The organism is Rhizobium sp. K102, assembly GCF_022385315.1.
In the GTDB taxonomy this organism is placed as follows: domain Bacteria; phylum Pseudomonadota; class Alphaproteobacteria; order Rhizobiales; family Rhizobiaceae; genus Rhizobium; species Rhizobium croatiense.
The window spans coordinates 50,695-65,239 of sequence record NZ_CP092433.1; the positions used below are offsets into that span (position 1 = coordinate 50,695).

The window sequence follows — 14,545 nt, forward strand, 5'->3', positions numbered from 1 at the left end:
GCTTTGATCAAGAATTAAGCCGCTGACGCGTGCTTGAAAAGCATCGCAATCGATGATCAAATGTGCTCATGGTTCACAGCTCGCCCGTGCTTCCGCCACTTGATACACTCGAAACCTTTGCCCGTGCCGCCCGGCTCGGATCGTTTTCCGCTGCGGCCGAGGAAAGCGGCATCACCCATGGCGCCGTGTCGCGGCAGGTCTCGCGGCTCGAACGCTGGATGGGCGTGCGCCTGTTTGCGCGCGAGGCCCGCGGTGTGCGCCTGACGCCGGAGGGCATGCGGTTTTTCGCGCGCGCCGAGGAAGCGCTTTCTTTGCTCGGCAATAGCGGCGAGCGCTGGCTGCCCCGGCCGAACAAGGCGGTGGTGCGCCTTTCGGTGACGCCGTCGGTGGCATCATTGTGGCTGTTCGAGCGCCTGGCGAAGCTCGAAGGAAACGAGCTGCATGTCGAGCTGACGCTCGAGCACCGGTTGGCGGATTTCGGCGAAGGCACGGATCTTGCCATCCGTTGCGGCAAAGGTCCCTGGGCGGGGGTGCGCGCCCTGCCGCTCTGGCAGGAGAAATCCTTTCCGATCGCCGCCCCGGCGTTGGCAAACCGGCTCGAGCGGCGCTCCGATGCGCCCTCCCTGCTCGAGCTGCCGATCCTTCACGACTCCAATATTGAAGGCTGGCGCCGCTGGCTCTCTCGCGAAGGTATCGATTATACGCCGCGCGGCCAGGATCGGCGCTTCGAGGATTACAATCTGGTGATCGATGCCTGCGCGCAAGGACTCGGCATCGCGCTCGCCCGCCCTCCCCTATCGGATGCGGCACTCGCCGCCGGGCGGGTCGTGGCGGTGTCGGACCGTACGCTCGACTATCACGTCGCCTTTCACCTGATTCGGCCGGACGATGCACTGCGAAGCCCCGCCGTCGAATTTGCCATCCGCTTCCTGCGCGAAGCCGGTCATGACGAGGCGACAATCAGCGCCTTTATCGCACCCGGCAGGGCAAAGACGTAGGACGCGCCGCCGCAGCCGGCCTGCACGTCGGCGGCATGTCAAATCCGTCCCAGACTTTCGGATAATCGTCCATTATAGCCCGCAAACAGGCGCAAGCAGCTTGACGCCCCGGCCGCGTCGCGGCAGGGGCGCGTCAACAACCGATCAATCCGCCGGAGTGAGTGTCATCGATGCGCTGCCGGCCGCAACGTTCAGGCCGAGTTGGCCGGTCAGGCTTACCGTCTGCAGATGGATTGAACCGGAGGTGCCGCCGACCAGGAGGTTGGCGCCGACACCGGCACCAACCGTCGCCTCCGCGCTCGCGCCGACATACAGGCCGGCGAGCGACCCGCGGTGATAGCCGGCTGTCGGCGCAAACACCGCCCAGATCAGCCGGCTGCGCGTGGTGAAGCCGAGGTCGATGCCAAGCTTTCGCATTTCGCCGGTATAGTGATCCAGAAGCTCATTGCCGACGATCGACTGGAAGACACAGTCTGCTTCCTTGGAGGAACCAAGCACATAACCCGTGCCGCCGCCGATATCGCAAGTGAGATAACCGATCTTCACGCCATTGCGCAGGTCCGGCTCTTCATATGTTCTGGTGACGGGGTCGGCGGCATCGACCGCCCCCGCGCCGACAAACGTCAACGATACCGCGGCAACCGCCGTCGCAAGAGTTTTATTCATAAGTCTCTCCTTCTCAAATCGTGACGGGAACACCCGGCTGGCCGGCACCGGATATTGGAGGGGATCGCAAAGCAATCCCAAACGGTGCCGTTTTCGCGTCGCAGTCAAAGCGCGTGGGAGGCGCAAGCGACACGCTTACGGTTTAGCCCCATTGGGACATTTCGAAGGCACCATGCGGGCCGCATGCGCCATTTCACGATCTTGTCAGGAATGGTTGCACGAATAACACATTCGCTCAAAGCGGGTTCTCGCCGGCGCGGGGGCACCACCAAGAAAAGGAAAACCCGGCGATTGAAGTCACCGGGCTTTATACTTCATTTCTCCTCGCTATACTCTGCGCATGAAGCGCATGACGAGTGAGACGACGAACAACACCAGGAAAATGAAGAACAGAACCTGGGCAATGGAAGCTGAAGCCCCTGCGATGCCGCCAAATCCGAGGACGCCGGCAATCAGGGCCACAACGAGAAACACCAGAGCGTAGTAAAGCATCGCAATCTCCTTTTACGTTGCTGCTGAACATAACGGAGACCGCCGGGTTTGGTTCCCTGCCGATCATGGCCGGCAGGGGGAGCATCGCATTGGCTTTCGTTCAGCCGAAATGAAAGACGCCGCTGTACGTCCGGTCGCCTTCGGTCGGCTCGGGAGGTTCGGCCGCGTCCAGATAGGTCTTGAGCGGCCCGGTCAGCACGAACCAGACGCTTGCCCCCAGCATGAAACAGGCGCCTACCGGATCGTCGATGCGAGCGATGAACGGAAGGCAGGCCGATGAGAACAGAACAATGATCCGCACCGACCACTCCGCCTCACGCTTGGCCACGGCGCGCGCCCTCAGCGACTTGTACTCCCGGGCGCCATAGGCGCTCCCTCCCGCCTTTACCGCCGAAAACAGCTTTCTGGCCGACGGCAGGGCCAGCATGACCAGCGCGGCGACGCTGAGCGCGAAAGGCAGGCCGGCCATCACCTGCCCGCTCGCGACAAGGAGAAAAGAGAGCACGACGAGATTCCACGTCGGCTCCAACAGTTCCGGCGGCTGCCGCGTGCGGATGTGCCAACTCCGCAGCAAGCCCGCCGCACCGTGCAGTAGCGGCTGATCGATATAGCGATTGATCCAGTCCATGCAGACCCGCCCGTCCCCGATTGAATGAAGAGGGCTCCGAACACCACGGAAATGGGTCATCATCGTGGCAGAGCGCCGGCAATATCGGCCGAAGCTATGCTTCGCTCACAGGAAACCGCCTGTTGCAGCTCCTGCGCAATGTCCCAGCCATGGCCCGACGGATCGACGAAGGCTGCCGTGCGGCGCACCCCGAAAAATAGCCGTCAGCCCCGCAGGCCAGGCGCCTCGTGACCGGTGCGCGCCACATATTCCGTATAACCGCCGCCATATTGGTGGACGCCCTCCGGCGTCAGCTCCAGCACGCGGTTGGAGAGCGCAGCCAAGAAGTGTCGGTCGTGGGAGACGAAGAGCATGGTGCCCTCATATTGCGAGAGCGCCTTGATCAGCATCTCCTTGGTGTCGAGATCGAGATGGTTGGTCGGCTCGTCGAGCACGAGCAGGTTCGGCGGATCGAACAGCATCATCGCCATGACCAGCCGGGCCTTCTCGCCGCCGGAGAGCACCCGGCACCGTTTCTCGACATCGTCGCCGGAAAAGCCGAAACATCCGGCAAGCGCCCGCAATGGCCCCTGCCCTGCCTGAGGAAACCGATCTTCCAGCGACTGGAAGACGGTGCGCTCGCCATCGAGGATATCCATCGCGTGCTGGGCGAAGTAACCCATCTTGACGCTGGCGCCGAGAGCGACGCTGCCTTCATCCGGTGTGGTGGTGCCGGTCACCAGCTTCAGCAGCGTCGATTTACCGGCGCCGTTGATGCCCATGATGCACCAGCGCTCCCGCCGCCGCACCATGAAGTCGAGACCCTCATAGATGCTTCGGCTGCCGTACTTCTTATGGACATTCTTCAGGTTGACCACGTCCTCGCCGGAGCGCGGCGCGGCCTGGAACTCGAAAGCGACCGACTGGCGGCGCTTGGGTGGCTCCACCCGGTCGATCTTCTCCAGCTTCTTCACCCGGCTCTGCACCTGCGAGGCATGCGATGCCCGCGCCTTGAACCGCTCGATGAATTTGATCTCCTTGGCGAGCATCGCCTGCTGGCGCTCGAACTGGGCCTGCTGCTGCTTCTCGTTCTGCGCCCGCTGCTGCTCGTAGAATTCATAGTCGCCGGAATAGGCAGTCAGGCCGCCGCCGTCGATCTCGATGATCTTGTTGACGATCCGGTTCATGAACTCGCGGTCGTGCGAGGTCATCAGGAGAGCCCCTTCATAGCCCTTCAGGAATTCTTCGAGCCAGATCAGGCTTTCGAGATCGAGATGGTTGCTCGGCTCGTCGAGCAGCATGACGTCGGGCCGCATCAGCAGGATACGGGCAAGCGCCACGCGCATCTTCCAGCCGCCCGACAGCGCGCCGACATCGCCGTCCATCATCTCCTGGCCGAAGCTCAAACCCGCAAGCACCTCGCGGGCGCGGCCCTCGAGTGCATAGCCGTCCAATTCCTCGTAACGCGCCTGCACCTCGCCGTAACGCTCGATGATCTCTTCCATGTCGCCGGCCCTTTCCGGGTCGGCCATGGCGGCCTCGAGCTCGCGCAGTTCGCCGGCAACGATGCTGACCGGGCCGGCACCGTTCATCACCTCGGCGACGGCGCTGTGGCCCGCCATCTCGCCGACATCCTGGTTGAAGTAGCCGATCGTCACACCCTTCTCGCAGGAGACCTGCCCCTCATCGGGCTGTTCTTCGCCATTGATCATCCGGAAGATCGTCGTCTTGCCGGCGCCGTTCGGGCCGACCAGACCGATCTTCTCGCCTCTGTTGAGGGCAGCCGAGGCCTCGATGAAAAGGATCCTGTGGCTGAGCTGTTTGCTGATATTCTCAATACGAATCATGGTGTGCGCGGGTGTCCGGGGAAGTTTCGGCGCCCTTATGCCACGCATGGAAACGACAGGATAGGCCCGTTTCCACCCTCTCGATCTCCGGCTTCCGATTGGATAATATCGCCGCCTACGCTGATTTAAGGATTTCCAGCCAATGAGCGTTCGCCTACCGCAGTCTTTCAGGCAGTCGCAGCAGGACGCCAATGGCTTCAACGTCCTCGAATATGGGCTGATGTCGGAACGCGCCAATTCGCTCGGGCGTCATGGGCTGAAGGTGGAGGCGGCGCTCGCCGCGTTAAAAGCCTGGGCCGTCGAGCGCCAGAGCGCGGAGGAACGCGAGAAGCTGCTCAACGAAGCCTCCGATGCCGTCTGGGCATTTTTCGTCCAGCGCGAGAGCTGCGGGTTGCGAAACAATCGCGACGCCATCCAGCGTTACGGCATCCCAAACGAGGTGCTCGGCAGACTGGGCGCCATACGAAAATGACGGGAAGGCCGTGCCCATCAGGGCGAAGGGAAATTTCGATGCCAAGCTCAATACGGATCGGCAATCAGCATCTTGCCGTCGACGTCTCCTCCCTCGGCGCCGAGATGCGGGCCCTCACCAGCAACGATGGACGCTCCTGGCTGTGGACGGGCGACGCAGCCTACTGGGCCGGACGGTCGCCGATCCTGTTTCCGATCGTCGGCAAGGCGGCTGATGACAAGCTGGCGATTGGCGGTACGGTTTACCCGATGGCCCAGCATGGCTTTGCCCGGCGGAGCGAGTTTAGCCTCGCCGCGTCTACGCCGACCATGTGCCGGCACGAACTTCCTGCCTCGGCAGCCACGCAGGCGGTCTATCCGTTCGATTTCCTGCTGGCCGTGCAACATGCGGTGCAGGGACGCGCGTTGACGGTAACGGCAGAAGTAAACAATCGCGACACAAGAGCGCTGCCCTTCGGTCTCGGCTTCCATCCGGCCTTCGTCTGGCCGCTGCCTGGCGCTGCCGGGCGCCCGCACACCATCACGCTCGACAATGAAGGCGAGCCGGCGCTCGTACGACTGGAGGGCGGCCTTATCAATCCGGCCTCATTGCCCTCCCCATTCGATAGAGGCCGGCTGGTGCTGGATCACGCCATGTTCGAGAAGGACGCGATGATTTTCCCGAAGGGTGCGGGCGATGGGCTGCGTTACGGCGCCGAAGGCGGTCCGAGCCTGCGGTTCCAATTCGAAAACCTGCCCAACCTTGCCCTGTGGACCAAACCAGGCGCGCCCTTCCTCTGCGTCGAACCGTGGCAAGGAACGGCTGCGGAAGCCGGAGGTTCGGCCGAGCTGTCGCAACGACCCTACACCACCCTACTGTCGCCGGGGGCGACGGCGCGTTTCGCCTTTACGGTCGAGATTTTGCAATAGAAAGTGGTGCGCCCACCAGGGCGCGCGAATGAACCTTCTGCGGCACGGTTGTTTCCGCAGCGATCGCCGAGGCCGACAAATCGCGCCGCATCTATTCGATTCGTGCGACGCGGTTCGGTCCTTTGTTTTGTGCGTGCCGTCCCGCAACCGCTGCACACTTTCCGGGCAACATGCGCGGGCGCCGGCCCGGACGCCCTCAGGTCGGCGGGGCGCCCAGCGCATGCAGGATGCCGCGCAGTTCGGCAAGGCCGCGCATGCGGCCGATCGCCGGATAGCCGGGGGTGACGACCTTGTCGAGATCGTCGAGCATGCGGTGGCCGTGGTCCGAGCGGAAGACGATGGTGTCTTCGGCACCCCGGCGTTTTTCTTCCGCCACCAGTTCCCGGAGCACCGCGACCATATCGACGTCGCCTTCCAGGTGCGCGCTTTCATGGAAGGTCCGGCCGTCGCCCTCGCGCGTCGTGGCGCGCAGATGGGCGAAGTGGATGCGTGAGGCGAAGCGCCGGGCGATGGCCGGCAGGTCGTTGTCGGCGCGCACGCCGAGGCTGCCGGTGCAGTAACACATGCCGTTCGCCGCCGACGGGACCGCATCGAAGAGCGCGGCATAATCATCGGCCGTCGAGGCGATGCGGGGAAGACCGAACAGCGAACGCGGCGGATCATCGGGATGCAGCGTCAGCTTGACGCCGCGGGCTTCGGCGGCCGGCGTCACCGCCTCCAGGAATTCGATCAGATGCCGGCGCAGCCGGGCGGCATCGATGCCGCTATAGGCGACCAGCTTTTCCCGGAAGGCTGGAATGGTCAGGGGCTCGGTGGTCGAGCCCGGCAGAGCCGAAGTGATGATGCGGGTGATCTCGGCAACCTCCTCCTCCGACATCGCCTCGAAGACGACACGCGCCCGTTCGCGGTCTTCCGCCGAATATTGCTGGCCCGCATCCGGCCGTTCCAGAACGAAGAGGTCGAAGGCTGCGAAGCGCTCGTGATCGAAGCGCATGGCTGTGGCGCCGGTCGGCGTCACGAAATCGAGTTCGGTGCGGGTCCAGTCGACGACCGGCATGAAATTATAGCAGACGATCGGGATGCCGCAGGCGGCGACCGCTTCGAGGCTGGCAATCCACGCCTCGATTTCGGCCTTTGCCGCCCCGCCCTTGCGCTTGACGGCGTCGGGAATCGGGATGCTCTCGACGACCGACCAGACGAGCGGCGACCGGTCGGCAGGCGTGGTCTCGATCAGCGATTGGCGTTCGCGCACTTCCCTTTCCGTCCAAGCCCTGCCGATCGGCACCTGATGTAGCGACGAGACGATATTGGTCGCGCCCGTCTGACGGACCTCATCCAGCGTCACCGGCGCTTCCGGCCCAAACCATCTCCAACCCTGCCGCATCTTTCTTCCTTCCCTTGCTTTTTCGTTTCGTGATGATCCTGCCGTCAGCAGAAATAATCGGGGTAACGCGAGCGCAGCTCGTCGACATCGGGAATGACGGCGCTCAAGTGATGGATCATGGCGCTACGCGCAGCCGCTGCATCATGGGCGGCGAGGGCGTCGCGGATAATCATATGTTCGGACACCACGTTGCCCATACGCCCAAGCGCCGGCAGCGCCAGCCGCCTCGCCCGGTCGATCTGCACCTTGACCGTCTTCAGAATCCCCAGATGCCGGGATAACCTGATATCTGCGCGATCGCTTCATGAAAGGCCTCGTCCTCCTCGTGGAAGCTTGAGGCGTTGCCGACGGCGGCATGCGCGCGCTGTCGGGCGATAATGGCATCGAGGCGGGCGACATCGGCGACGGTGGCGGTCTGAGCCGCCATCTCGGCGGTCGTGCCTTCGAGCGCTTTGCGCACGATGACCGCCTCCGGAATCGCCGAAACCGGCACCCGCGACACGACGGTGCCCGACTGCGGGAAGATATCGACCAGTCCGCCTTCGGAGAGCCTCAGCAGCGCCTCACGCACCGGCGTGCGGCTGACGCCGAATTCGTCGGCAATCCGCTTTTCCTGCAAAAACAGACCGGGCGGCATTCGGAGCGAGATGATGTCGGCATAAAGGCGTTCGTAGATGGCGCCTGCCGTGGTGACGCGGCGAAGCCTGCGGCCGACTTCCTGCGAGGTCGGGACGACAACCGCGTCGGTTTCTGAAGCTTGCCTCATAAAACGGTACCGGGACATTGGCCTTTGCATACTAGTATATCAGTAACGGCACCCTGCCAAGGCACCTGGATGAAATTGCAGCCCCGAGCAAAATTTAGGACGGTAAACTCAGGAAAGGTTCCGACATGGCTGACAAACAGGATTTGGACGCCGGCTTCACCGGCACACCCGTCGAACAGCCGGAAGGATTGGCCAAGGCCGCCCAATCGGCGGCGAGCCGCGTGAAACGCGAGGCCTATGCAGTCACCGCCGGCGCCAGAGACCACCCGCACACCGCAAGCGCATTGTTGCTTGGCATTGGTATTGCGGCGTTCGGGTTCGGCTATCTCCTTGGTCGATCATCGGCGGAAAGCTCGGCCTCATATTGGCGTTAGCTGTAGACATCAACGAATGAGCCGCGCTGGAATAACGATAAAGCCGGATCGTGTGCTCGAGCGCCGTCCCATACGCGGGAATGACACCCCCACGGCAAGGCCGCACCTCAAACGTCTTTCGTCATCGCATCAGCTTTGCCGTTGCAGGGCGTTGCGACGCATCGCCTGTAGAGGAAGAAGCATCTGGGTTTGCTGTTGCCGGAATACAATAGTGAGAAAAGCGCGAGTTGAGCCCGCGCCCACAGCTTGACAGCGGTGACATCGGTCCTTAGCGAGGCGGGATCAATGACACCTCAGGATCAGCAAAGTGAATTATTTCAGGCAACTCGTGATTGCGCTACTTCATCCCGGAAGCGGGTCTGGAAGCGCGCTTGATCGAACCAATGGCATTGCGGTTTTTCTCTTTGCAATCCTGCCCGGACTTTCACCTAATTTCAACGGGTTCATCCTCCTCGGGTCGATGCTGTCGGGCATCTACTTGCTGGCGACGGCCCGCTTTCCTCTGAACTTTTCGAAATCGGACCGGGCAGTCGCCATCTGCATGACGATCTACCCGCTGGTGATGATCGCCAGCATCTTCATCAACCCGCCCTATTCCGAAGTGGCAGACTGGATATTCCGGCTCCTGCCCTTCTTTTCGATCTGGCTGATATTGCCGCGAATGCGCCAATCTCCCGATGGCCGCCTCGTGCCGCTGTTTATCCTCGGCGCCGGGATTGGCATGATCGTTACCTTTCTCGTCAGCCTGGTGCAGATCATGTTTCTGATGGAGAGAGCAGAGGCTGGGACGTCGAATGCTGCACTCCTGGGAATCATAGGCCTTCTTTTCGGCGGCGCAGCGCTTCTTAACGTTCAGTCTCCCAAAAGCGTGGAGCAAAGAATTGCGATCTTGGGATATGCCGCTGGCCTCGGCTGCGTGCTGCTTTCGGGAACGCGTTCGGCGTGGCTGGCCATTCCCATCCATCTCGTCATCCTTCTCTGGTATTTTCGCAAACATAGCTTCCATCTGAGTTTGCGCAGTCTCGCCATCACCGGCTCTTTGCTGTTTGCGGGACTTATCGCGCTAGGCAGCGGCCAGATCATCCATCGCATCCACGCGCTGCAGGAAAATATGGCAGCGCTTGAACGCAGTGAAGGTGAGATTACCTCACTCAGCGCACGGGTCGCTTTGTACAAAGGCGCACTGTCAGCAATCAGCAAGGACCCGTTGACCGGGTATGGCCCGCAAAACCGGATGGCCTCGGTCTTGGCGGAACTGCCAGACAGCATGCGGCCATACTTGACCTTCTCGCATGTCCATAATGGCTTTCTGACAGCGGGAATTGACGCCGGCGTTGTCGGCATCGCGGCGCTTTCGCTGCTGCTCCTGGCGCCCTTGATAGCCGCGTGGAAAAAGGAACCCGGTCCTGGCAGGGACCTGTCCATAGCGCTCGCTCTCCTGCTCACCAGCAGCTACATTGTTACTGGCAGCGTCGGCATCATGTTCAACCAAAAGGCACTGGATCCGATCTTCGCCTATATGGTCGCCCTGATATGCTTGGATCGGGGCAGCACAGTCTTCGCGCCCGTCGTGCGAAGCTGAATTCCCGCGCTCAATGCTTGCGCATTGTCGTCTTCAGGCTGCCGGAACGGTTTCGGCACCGGTGAAGGCAAGATCCGAAACCTCACCGGTTGAGGAATAGCCGGAGACGAGTTCTGCCAAGGTCGCGCGTGCCGCGACCATATCGTTTCGATCCAATGCCGCATTGAGCAAGCTGAGCTTCTTCGAAAGCTCCGGCCAGAACAGGAAATCCTCGCGCGCCTTCATAATCCGGGGTGTTCGGTTGTCTCGGGGTTATCCCCGATCAATAGCTCTTCATAAAGCTTCTCGCCGGGCCTCAGGCCGGTAACGGAAAGCTCGATGTCCCCTTCGGGATTATCCTCGTCGCGGACGGTCAATCCCGAAAGCTCGACCATCTTGCGGGCGAGGTCTGCGATGCGGACGGGCTCGCCCATGTCGAGCAGGAAAACATCCCCGCCCTCGGCCATCGCGCCCGCCTGAATGACCAGTTGCGAGGCCTCCGAAATGGTCATGAAGTAGCGGGTTATTTTCGGGTGCGTCAGGGTAACCGGCCCGCCGTCCTTGATCTGCTGCCGAAACAGCGGCACGACGGATCCGGAGGAACCGAGCACGTTTCCGAACCGGACCATGGAGAAATTCGTGCGCACTCTGTCAACGGCCGGTTCTGCGGCAAGCGCCTGCAGAACCATCTCCGCCAGCCTCTTGCTGGCACCCATCACATTCGTCGGACGCACGGCTTTGTCCGTGCTGATCAGCACAAAATTCAAGACGCCGCATTTGTTCGCCGCGCGTGCGGTGATCAGCGTCCCCATGACGTTGTTCTTGATGCCCTCCACGGCATTATGTTCGACGAGAGGCACATGCTTGTAAGCGGCGGCATGATAGAGCGTCTGAGGCCGCCAGCTCTGCATAATATGTTCCATGCGGTCATGGTCGCGGACGGAACAAAGGATCGGAACGATCTGTAGGCTTTCCTGCTGGTAAAGTTCAGCCAGCTTTAGCAATTCGGCGTGAATATTATAAAGCGAAAACTCGTTCTGATCGATGAGGATGAGGGTCGAAGGCGCATTGCGCAGAATCTGGCGACAAAGTTCACCGCCGATGGAACCGCCGGCGCCGGTGACCATAACCACCTTTTTGCGCATCGCCTTGTCGAGCAATTCCTGCCGCGGCGCTACCGCTTCCCGTCCCAGCAGGTCTTCGATCTCCAACTCACGAATGTCGGAAACGGCGACACGGCCCTGAGCAAGCGCAGTCAGGTCCGGCAATGTCCGAACATTCACCCTGGCTTTGCGGATGCGCTCGAGGATTTCGTTGCGCCGCTGCCGCGATGCGGATGGAAGAGCAAGAAGCACATTGTGCACGCCAAGAGCTTCGGCGAGCACCGGAAGATCTGACGGGTCGTAGATCGGCAAGCCGCCCATGATGCCGCCCTTAAGACGCGGATCATCATCCAGGTAACCGACGACATTGAGTTCGGCGCTGTTCGTCAGAGCACCGGCGAGTTGTCGGCCGGCATTCCCGGCTCCGTAGATCAGCACTTTAGCGAGCGTATTCTGGTGAAGGATCCGCTGATAGGTATCGCCGAGCCAATAGCGGATACCCAACCGCGACAGTCCGATCGCAATCAGCAGCAGGAAGGGCTGGAGAATACCGACGGTTCGCGGAACGCCCGGGACGCTGAGCGCCGTAAATATCGTCATGAAGGCGACGCCGTAGATCGCGATAGCCTTTAGAACCGCGATGAAAGCGGCAAGACCGGCGTAACGGAAAATTGCCCGATACATGCCCATGACGACGAAGATGGGAAGGGCCATGCACAGGGAAACGAAGACCGGCAACCACTGCACGCCGGTCAGGACGGTCCATTCGTTCAGGCGGAAGCAATAAGCCAGCCAGATCGTCAGGACGCAAAAGCTTGAATCCACCAGCAAGGCGAGCGCGCGTTTGGCTGCACGCGGCATCGCCAGCAGAGGGGCGACGAGCGCCTGCATCGGCACTAAGAACCATGCTGAGCGTGGCGTCTCAGTGGGGGTATTTTCAGGCATTGCTTCCCAGCGTCTCGCAGATCAATCAGACAACCACCTTCTTGTCATTTTCTACAACGAGCGCAACTGAAATAATCGGAAATCAAGGTCTTCCGCATCGCTTATCTATCGGAAGTTGGTAACTTAATGCCTTATTCCCTTGCGCCCGATCACCTTGCCGGCGGTCAGAAACAGAATGCGCATGTCGAAACTGAACGAGCGCCGCTCGAGATATTCGACATCGAATTTCACCTTATCAGGAATCGGCAACTCGTCGCGGCCATTGATCTGCGCCCAACCGGTCAATCCGGGCAGGAGTTTATCGACGCCGTGGGCGGTCCGCAATTCGATCAGATCATACTGATTGTAGAGCGCCGGCCGAGGCCCGACAAAACTCATTTTGCCACCCAGAATGCACCAGAGCTGCGGCAATTCGTCGAGGCTCGATTTGCGCAGAAACGAACCGATGGGTGTCAGAAAGCGATCGGGATTCTCGAGCAGATGTGTGGCAACCGTCGGCGTGTCGACGCGCATGCTGCGAAATTTCGGCATCAGGAAGATCTGGTTGAAGCGGCCGACACGTTTTGACCAGTAGAGGATTGGCCCCGTCGAGGTCAGTCGCACACATAGAGCGACGACTAGGATCGGAACCAGCAGAATGGCCGACGCGACCACAGCCAGAAGAAAATCGACCGCCCGTTTCAAACCCATGCTCCGCACTTGTTCCATCGCCTCATGGGGATTTCGCCATACGCCCCACCGCGCCGTATCGTCAAAAAGGCGTTTCGCGTCAACTCTAGTGGACGTCGTTTCCTCCATGGATCGGCTTGGTCGATCATCCAATTGCGGCGTTCTTCCGTCTCTCAAAATTTCTTCGGCCCTAACTCTCTGATCCGAAAGCGGGAAGCTGCCAACCAGAAACTATCTCGGCCTTTATTTCCGTTACGCTCTGTTAACCATAATCCTTCGTGTCAGCAGACCGTGAAGCGGGCAGCCGGCGTTATAACGCCGATGGCTTAGTGTCGCTGCGGCTTTCACAAAGCCTGCTGGCGTTTAGAAGCCCCCACCCGAACACCGGGTCTTTCCCTGGCTTCCCAATGTCGTCGGTAAATTGCCTGATCTTTGCCTCCAGACTTTCAAGCGACATATTAGGATCCCCAGCGATCAGCACCGAGACCGCCGCCGTGACGAAGGGCGCAGCGAAGGATGTGCCGGTTTTTTGTCGGGCGCCGGATATGGATGCCGCAGTCCAGACCCCCACGCCAGGAGCGGCAATGTCAATATAATCGCCACGCACGGCACGGCGATAAGGGTTGCGCCCCTTGTCAACTGCCGTCACGGCAATCACGTCGTCATAGGCCGCAGGGTAAACAGGCTTTGCGTTCGGGCCATCATTGCCGGCGGCGGCCACAAGGATCATCCCCCTTTCGGTCGCCGCTTTCACCGATTTTTCGAGCACCGCGTTCGCCGGACCGGTCAAGCTCAGGTTGACGACCTTGACGTTACGCTGAACGAGCATATCCAGCGCCCGGACGAGGTCGTAAATGTTGGCGATATCCGCAGATCTGCCGGAGCGCTGAAAGGCATCGATGGCGATGAGTTCCGCCCCAGGCAGGAGGCCCGGGACGCGGCTGTCCGATGCACCGATCAAAAGAGCAGCAACGGCAGTACCATGCTGCGCGCCCGACTTTGTCGCCTCCCCTTCACTGAGGCGAATGACTTCCAACCGCGTATTCGTCAGGGTCACATGATCGATATTGATCGCCGTGTCGATGAGACCGATGCGGGGCGGCTTGGCACATCGGGTGATCTCACTGGTCGGCCACCCGACGATCTCGCGGACGAGTGCGCACCCCTCCCCCGAGCAGCCTGCCTTGTTCTCCGATTGCGGCTGGTAGAAATGGTTGAGATCGACCAAGGCCGTCGCACTGCGGGCCACGACGGCAGCGCGCGCCGAATCGAGCGTCATGCCCGCCGGCACGATGAGCCTCACCATTTCGCTGCCGATGAGCGAAACCTGGATGCGATCATCAACGGCAAAGCCCTCCTGGGTCAGTCCGGCAATCGCGTCTTCTTCAAGACCAATCGCGACGAGCTCGTTATGCGCCTGTTCCGGCGTTGGGGCTGGGCGGCGCATGGGTGTACGACGCTCGCGGGATGGCCAGCGAAAGAGCGAACGTAGACCATGGAAGCCGCCTCCACCCCGATGGTATGCGGGATTGTCACGGTCTCCACCGCGGCCGTTATCGTCGCCACCACCACTGCTGCCGTCATCGTCACCTCCATCATCGTCATCGGCAAGCGCAGCGGGCATGGTGAACCCGGCATCAGCCAACGGCAGGGGCAGAACAGTAAGCACCCCGCCGATAGTTGCAGCAGCGAGAAGGCGCAATGACTTAATCTTGATTTTAAGCAGCATGGTCGGTCTCCTGCGGCAGTTTCC

At 61.1% G+C, this 14,545-nt stretch carries 12 protein-coding genes and 2 pseudogenes; 5 read left to right on the forward strand and 9 right to left on the reverse strand.

All coding sequences use genetic code 11. From position 1 onward, the window contains the following. Nucleotides 1–68 precede the first annotated feature (68 nt). Nucleotides 69–998 carry a LysR substrate-binding domain-containing protein gene (locus MHI61_RS02235; protein ID WP_239789366.1) on the forward strand — a complete coding sequence of 310 codons (930 nt, stop codon included), beginning with the start codon at nt 69–71 and terminating at the stop codon, nt 996–998. 144 nt (nt 999–1,142) lie between these two features. Here the strand turns inward: MHI61_RS02235 and MHI61_RS02240 are convergent, their stop codons facing one another. From MHI61_RS02240 to MHI61_RS02255, 4 genes are all read right to left on the reverse strand, one after another. After that, nucleotides 1,143–1,664, reverse strand: a complete 522-nt coding sequence (locus MHI61_RS02240; RefSeq protein ID WP_239789367.1) for a DUF992 domain-containing protein — start codon at nt 1,662–1,664, stop codon at nt 1,143–1,145. Between the two features lie 327 nt (nt 1,665–1,991). Then, a complete protein-coding gene (locus tag MHI61_RS02245) occupies nt 1,992–2,156 on the reverse strand; it encodes a DUF1328 domain-containing protein (protein ID WP_003571841.1) in 165 nt (54 codons plus the stop codon). 100 nt (nt 2,157–2,256) lie between these two features. Then, nucleotides 2,257–2,847 carry a hypothetical protein gene (locus MHI61_RS02250; RefSeq protein ID WP_239789368.1) on the reverse strand — a complete coding sequence of 197 codons (591 nt, stop codon included), beginning with the start codon at nt 2,845–2,847 and terminating at the stop codon, nt 2,257–2,259. Nucleotides 2,848–2,987: 140 nt separating this feature from the next. Next, nucleotides 2,988–4,610 carry an ABC-F family ATP-binding cassette domain-containing protein gene (locus MHI61_RS02255; RefSeq protein ID WP_239789369.1) on the reverse strand — a complete coding sequence of 541 codons (1,623 nt, stop codon included), beginning with the start codon at nt 4,608–4,610 and terminating at the stop codon, nt 2,988–2,990. 142 nt (nt 4,611–4,752) lie between these two features. Between MHI61_RS02255 and MHI61_RS02260 the strand changes: the two genes are divergently transcribed. Both MHI61_RS02260 and MHI61_RS02265 read left to right on the forward strand, forming a co-directional pair. Then, entirely contained in the window at nt 4,753–5,082 is a 330-nt protein-coding gene (locus MHI61_RS02260) for a DUF6665 family protein (RefSeq protein WP_239789370.1), read from the forward strand. Between the two features lie 38 nt (nt 5,083–5,120). Beyond that, nucleotides 5,121–5,990 carry an aldose 1-epimerase family protein gene (locus tag MHI61_RS02265; protein WP_239789371.1) on the forward strand — a complete coding sequence of 290 codons (870 nt, stop codon included), beginning with the start codon at nt 5,121–5,123 and terminating at the stop codon, nt 5,988–5,990. A gap of 196 nt (nt 5,991–6,186) precedes the next feature. Here the strand turns inward: MHI61_RS02265 and uxuA are convergent, their stop codons facing one another. After that, on the reverse strand, nt 6,187–7,374 hold the full coding sequence (gene uxuA / locus MHI61_RS02270; protein WP_239789372.1) for a mannonate dehydratase: 1,188 nt from the start codon (nt 7,372–7,374) through the stop codon (nt 6,187–6,189). A 44-nt stretch (nt 7,375–7,418) separates the two neighbouring features. Next, a pseudogene (locus tag MHI61_RS02275) lies at nt 7,419–8,140 on the reverse strand (GntR family transcriptional regulator). A gap of 125 nt (nt 8,141–8,265) precedes the next feature. Between MHI61_RS02275 and MHI61_RS02280 the strand changes: the two are divergent. Continuing rightward, nucleotides 8,266–8,514, forward strand: a complete 249-nt coding sequence (locus tag MHI61_RS02280; protein ID WP_239789373.1) for a hypothetical protein — start codon at nt 8,266–8,268, stop codon at nt 8,512–8,514. A 307-nt stretch (nt 8,515–8,821) separates the two neighbouring features. After that, nucleotides 8,822–10,096 carry an O-antigen ligase family protein gene (locus MHI61_RS02285; protein WP_239789374.1) on the forward strand — a complete coding sequence of 425 codons (1,275 nt, stop codon included), beginning with the start codon at nt 8,822–8,824 and terminating at the stop codon, nt 10,094–10,096. A 33-nt stretch (nt 10,097–10,129) separates the two neighbouring features. On the opposite strand, the pseudogene MHI61_RS02290 reads toward MHI61_RS02285, so the two are convergent. From MHI61_RS02290 to MHI61_RS02300, 3 genes and pseudogenes are all read right to left on the reverse strand, one after another. Further along, nucleotides 10,130–12,123: pseudogene (locus MHI61_RS02290) on the reverse strand (nucleoside-diphosphate sugar epimerase/dehydratase). Between the two features lie 123 nt (nt 12,124–12,246). After that, nucleotides 12,247–12,813 carry a sugar transferase gene (locus MHI61_RS02295; RefSeq protein ID WP_239789375.1) on the reverse strand — a complete coding sequence of 189 codons (567 nt, stop codon included), beginning with the start codon at nt 12,811–12,813 and terminating at the stop codon, nt 12,247–12,249. Nucleotides 12,814–13,102: 289 nt separating this feature from the next. Beyond that, nucleotides 13,103–14,521, reverse strand: a complete 1,419-nt coding sequence (locus MHI61_RS02300) for a S8 family serine peptidase (protein WP_239789376.1) — start codon at nt 14,519–14,521, stop codon at nt 13,103–13,105. Nucleotides 14,522–14,545 lie beyond the last annotated feature (24 nt).

Excerpts from the sequence above, each read along its gene's own strand:
- MHI61_RS02240 (WP_239789367.1), bottom strand. The coding sequence starts at position 1,664 with ATGAATAAAACTCTTGCGACGGCGGTTGCCGCGGTATCGTTGACGTTT.
- MHI61_RS02245 (WP_003571841.1), bottom strand. The coding sequence starts at position 2,156 with ATGCTTTACTACGCTCTGGTGTTTCTCGTTGTGGCCCTGATTGCCGGC.
- MHI61_RS02250 (WP_239789368.1), bottom strand. The coding sequence starts at position 2,847 with ATGATGACCCATTTCCGTGGTGTTCGGAGCCCTCTTCATTCAATCGGG.
- MHI61_RS02255 (WP_239789369.1), bottom strand. The coding sequence starts at position 4,610 with ATGATTCGTATTGAGAATATCAGCAAACAGCTCAGCCACAGGATCCTT.
- MHI61_RS02300 (WP_239789376.1), bottom strand. The coding sequence starts at position 14,521 with ATGCTGCTTAAAATCAAGATTAAGTCATTGCGCCTTCTCGCTGCTGCA.
- MHI61_RS02280 (WP_239789373.1), top strand. The coding sequence starts at position 8,266 with ATGGCTGACAAACAGGATTTGGACGCCGGCTTCACCGGCACACCCGTC.
- MHI61_RS02265 (WP_239789371.1), top strand. The coding sequence starts at position 5,121 with ATGCCAAGCTCAATACGGATCGGCAATCAGCATCTTGCCGTCGACGTC.
- MHI61_RS02260 (WP_239789370.1), top strand. The coding sequence starts at position 4,753 with ATGAGCGTTCGCCTACCGCAGTCTTTCAGGCAGTCGCAGCAGGACGCC.
- uxuA (WP_239789372.1), bottom strand. The coding sequence starts at position 7,374 with ATGCGGCAGGGTTGGAGATGGTTTGGGCCGGAAGCGCCGGTGACGCTG.
- MHI61_RS02295 (WP_239789375.1), bottom strand. The coding sequence starts at position 12,813 with ATGGGTTTGAAACGGGCGGTCGATTTTCTTCTGGCTGTGGTCGCGTCG.
- MHI61_RS02235 (WP_239789366.1), top strand. The coding sequence starts at position 69 with ATGGTTCACAGCTCGCCCGTGCTTCCGCCACTTGATACACTCGAAACC.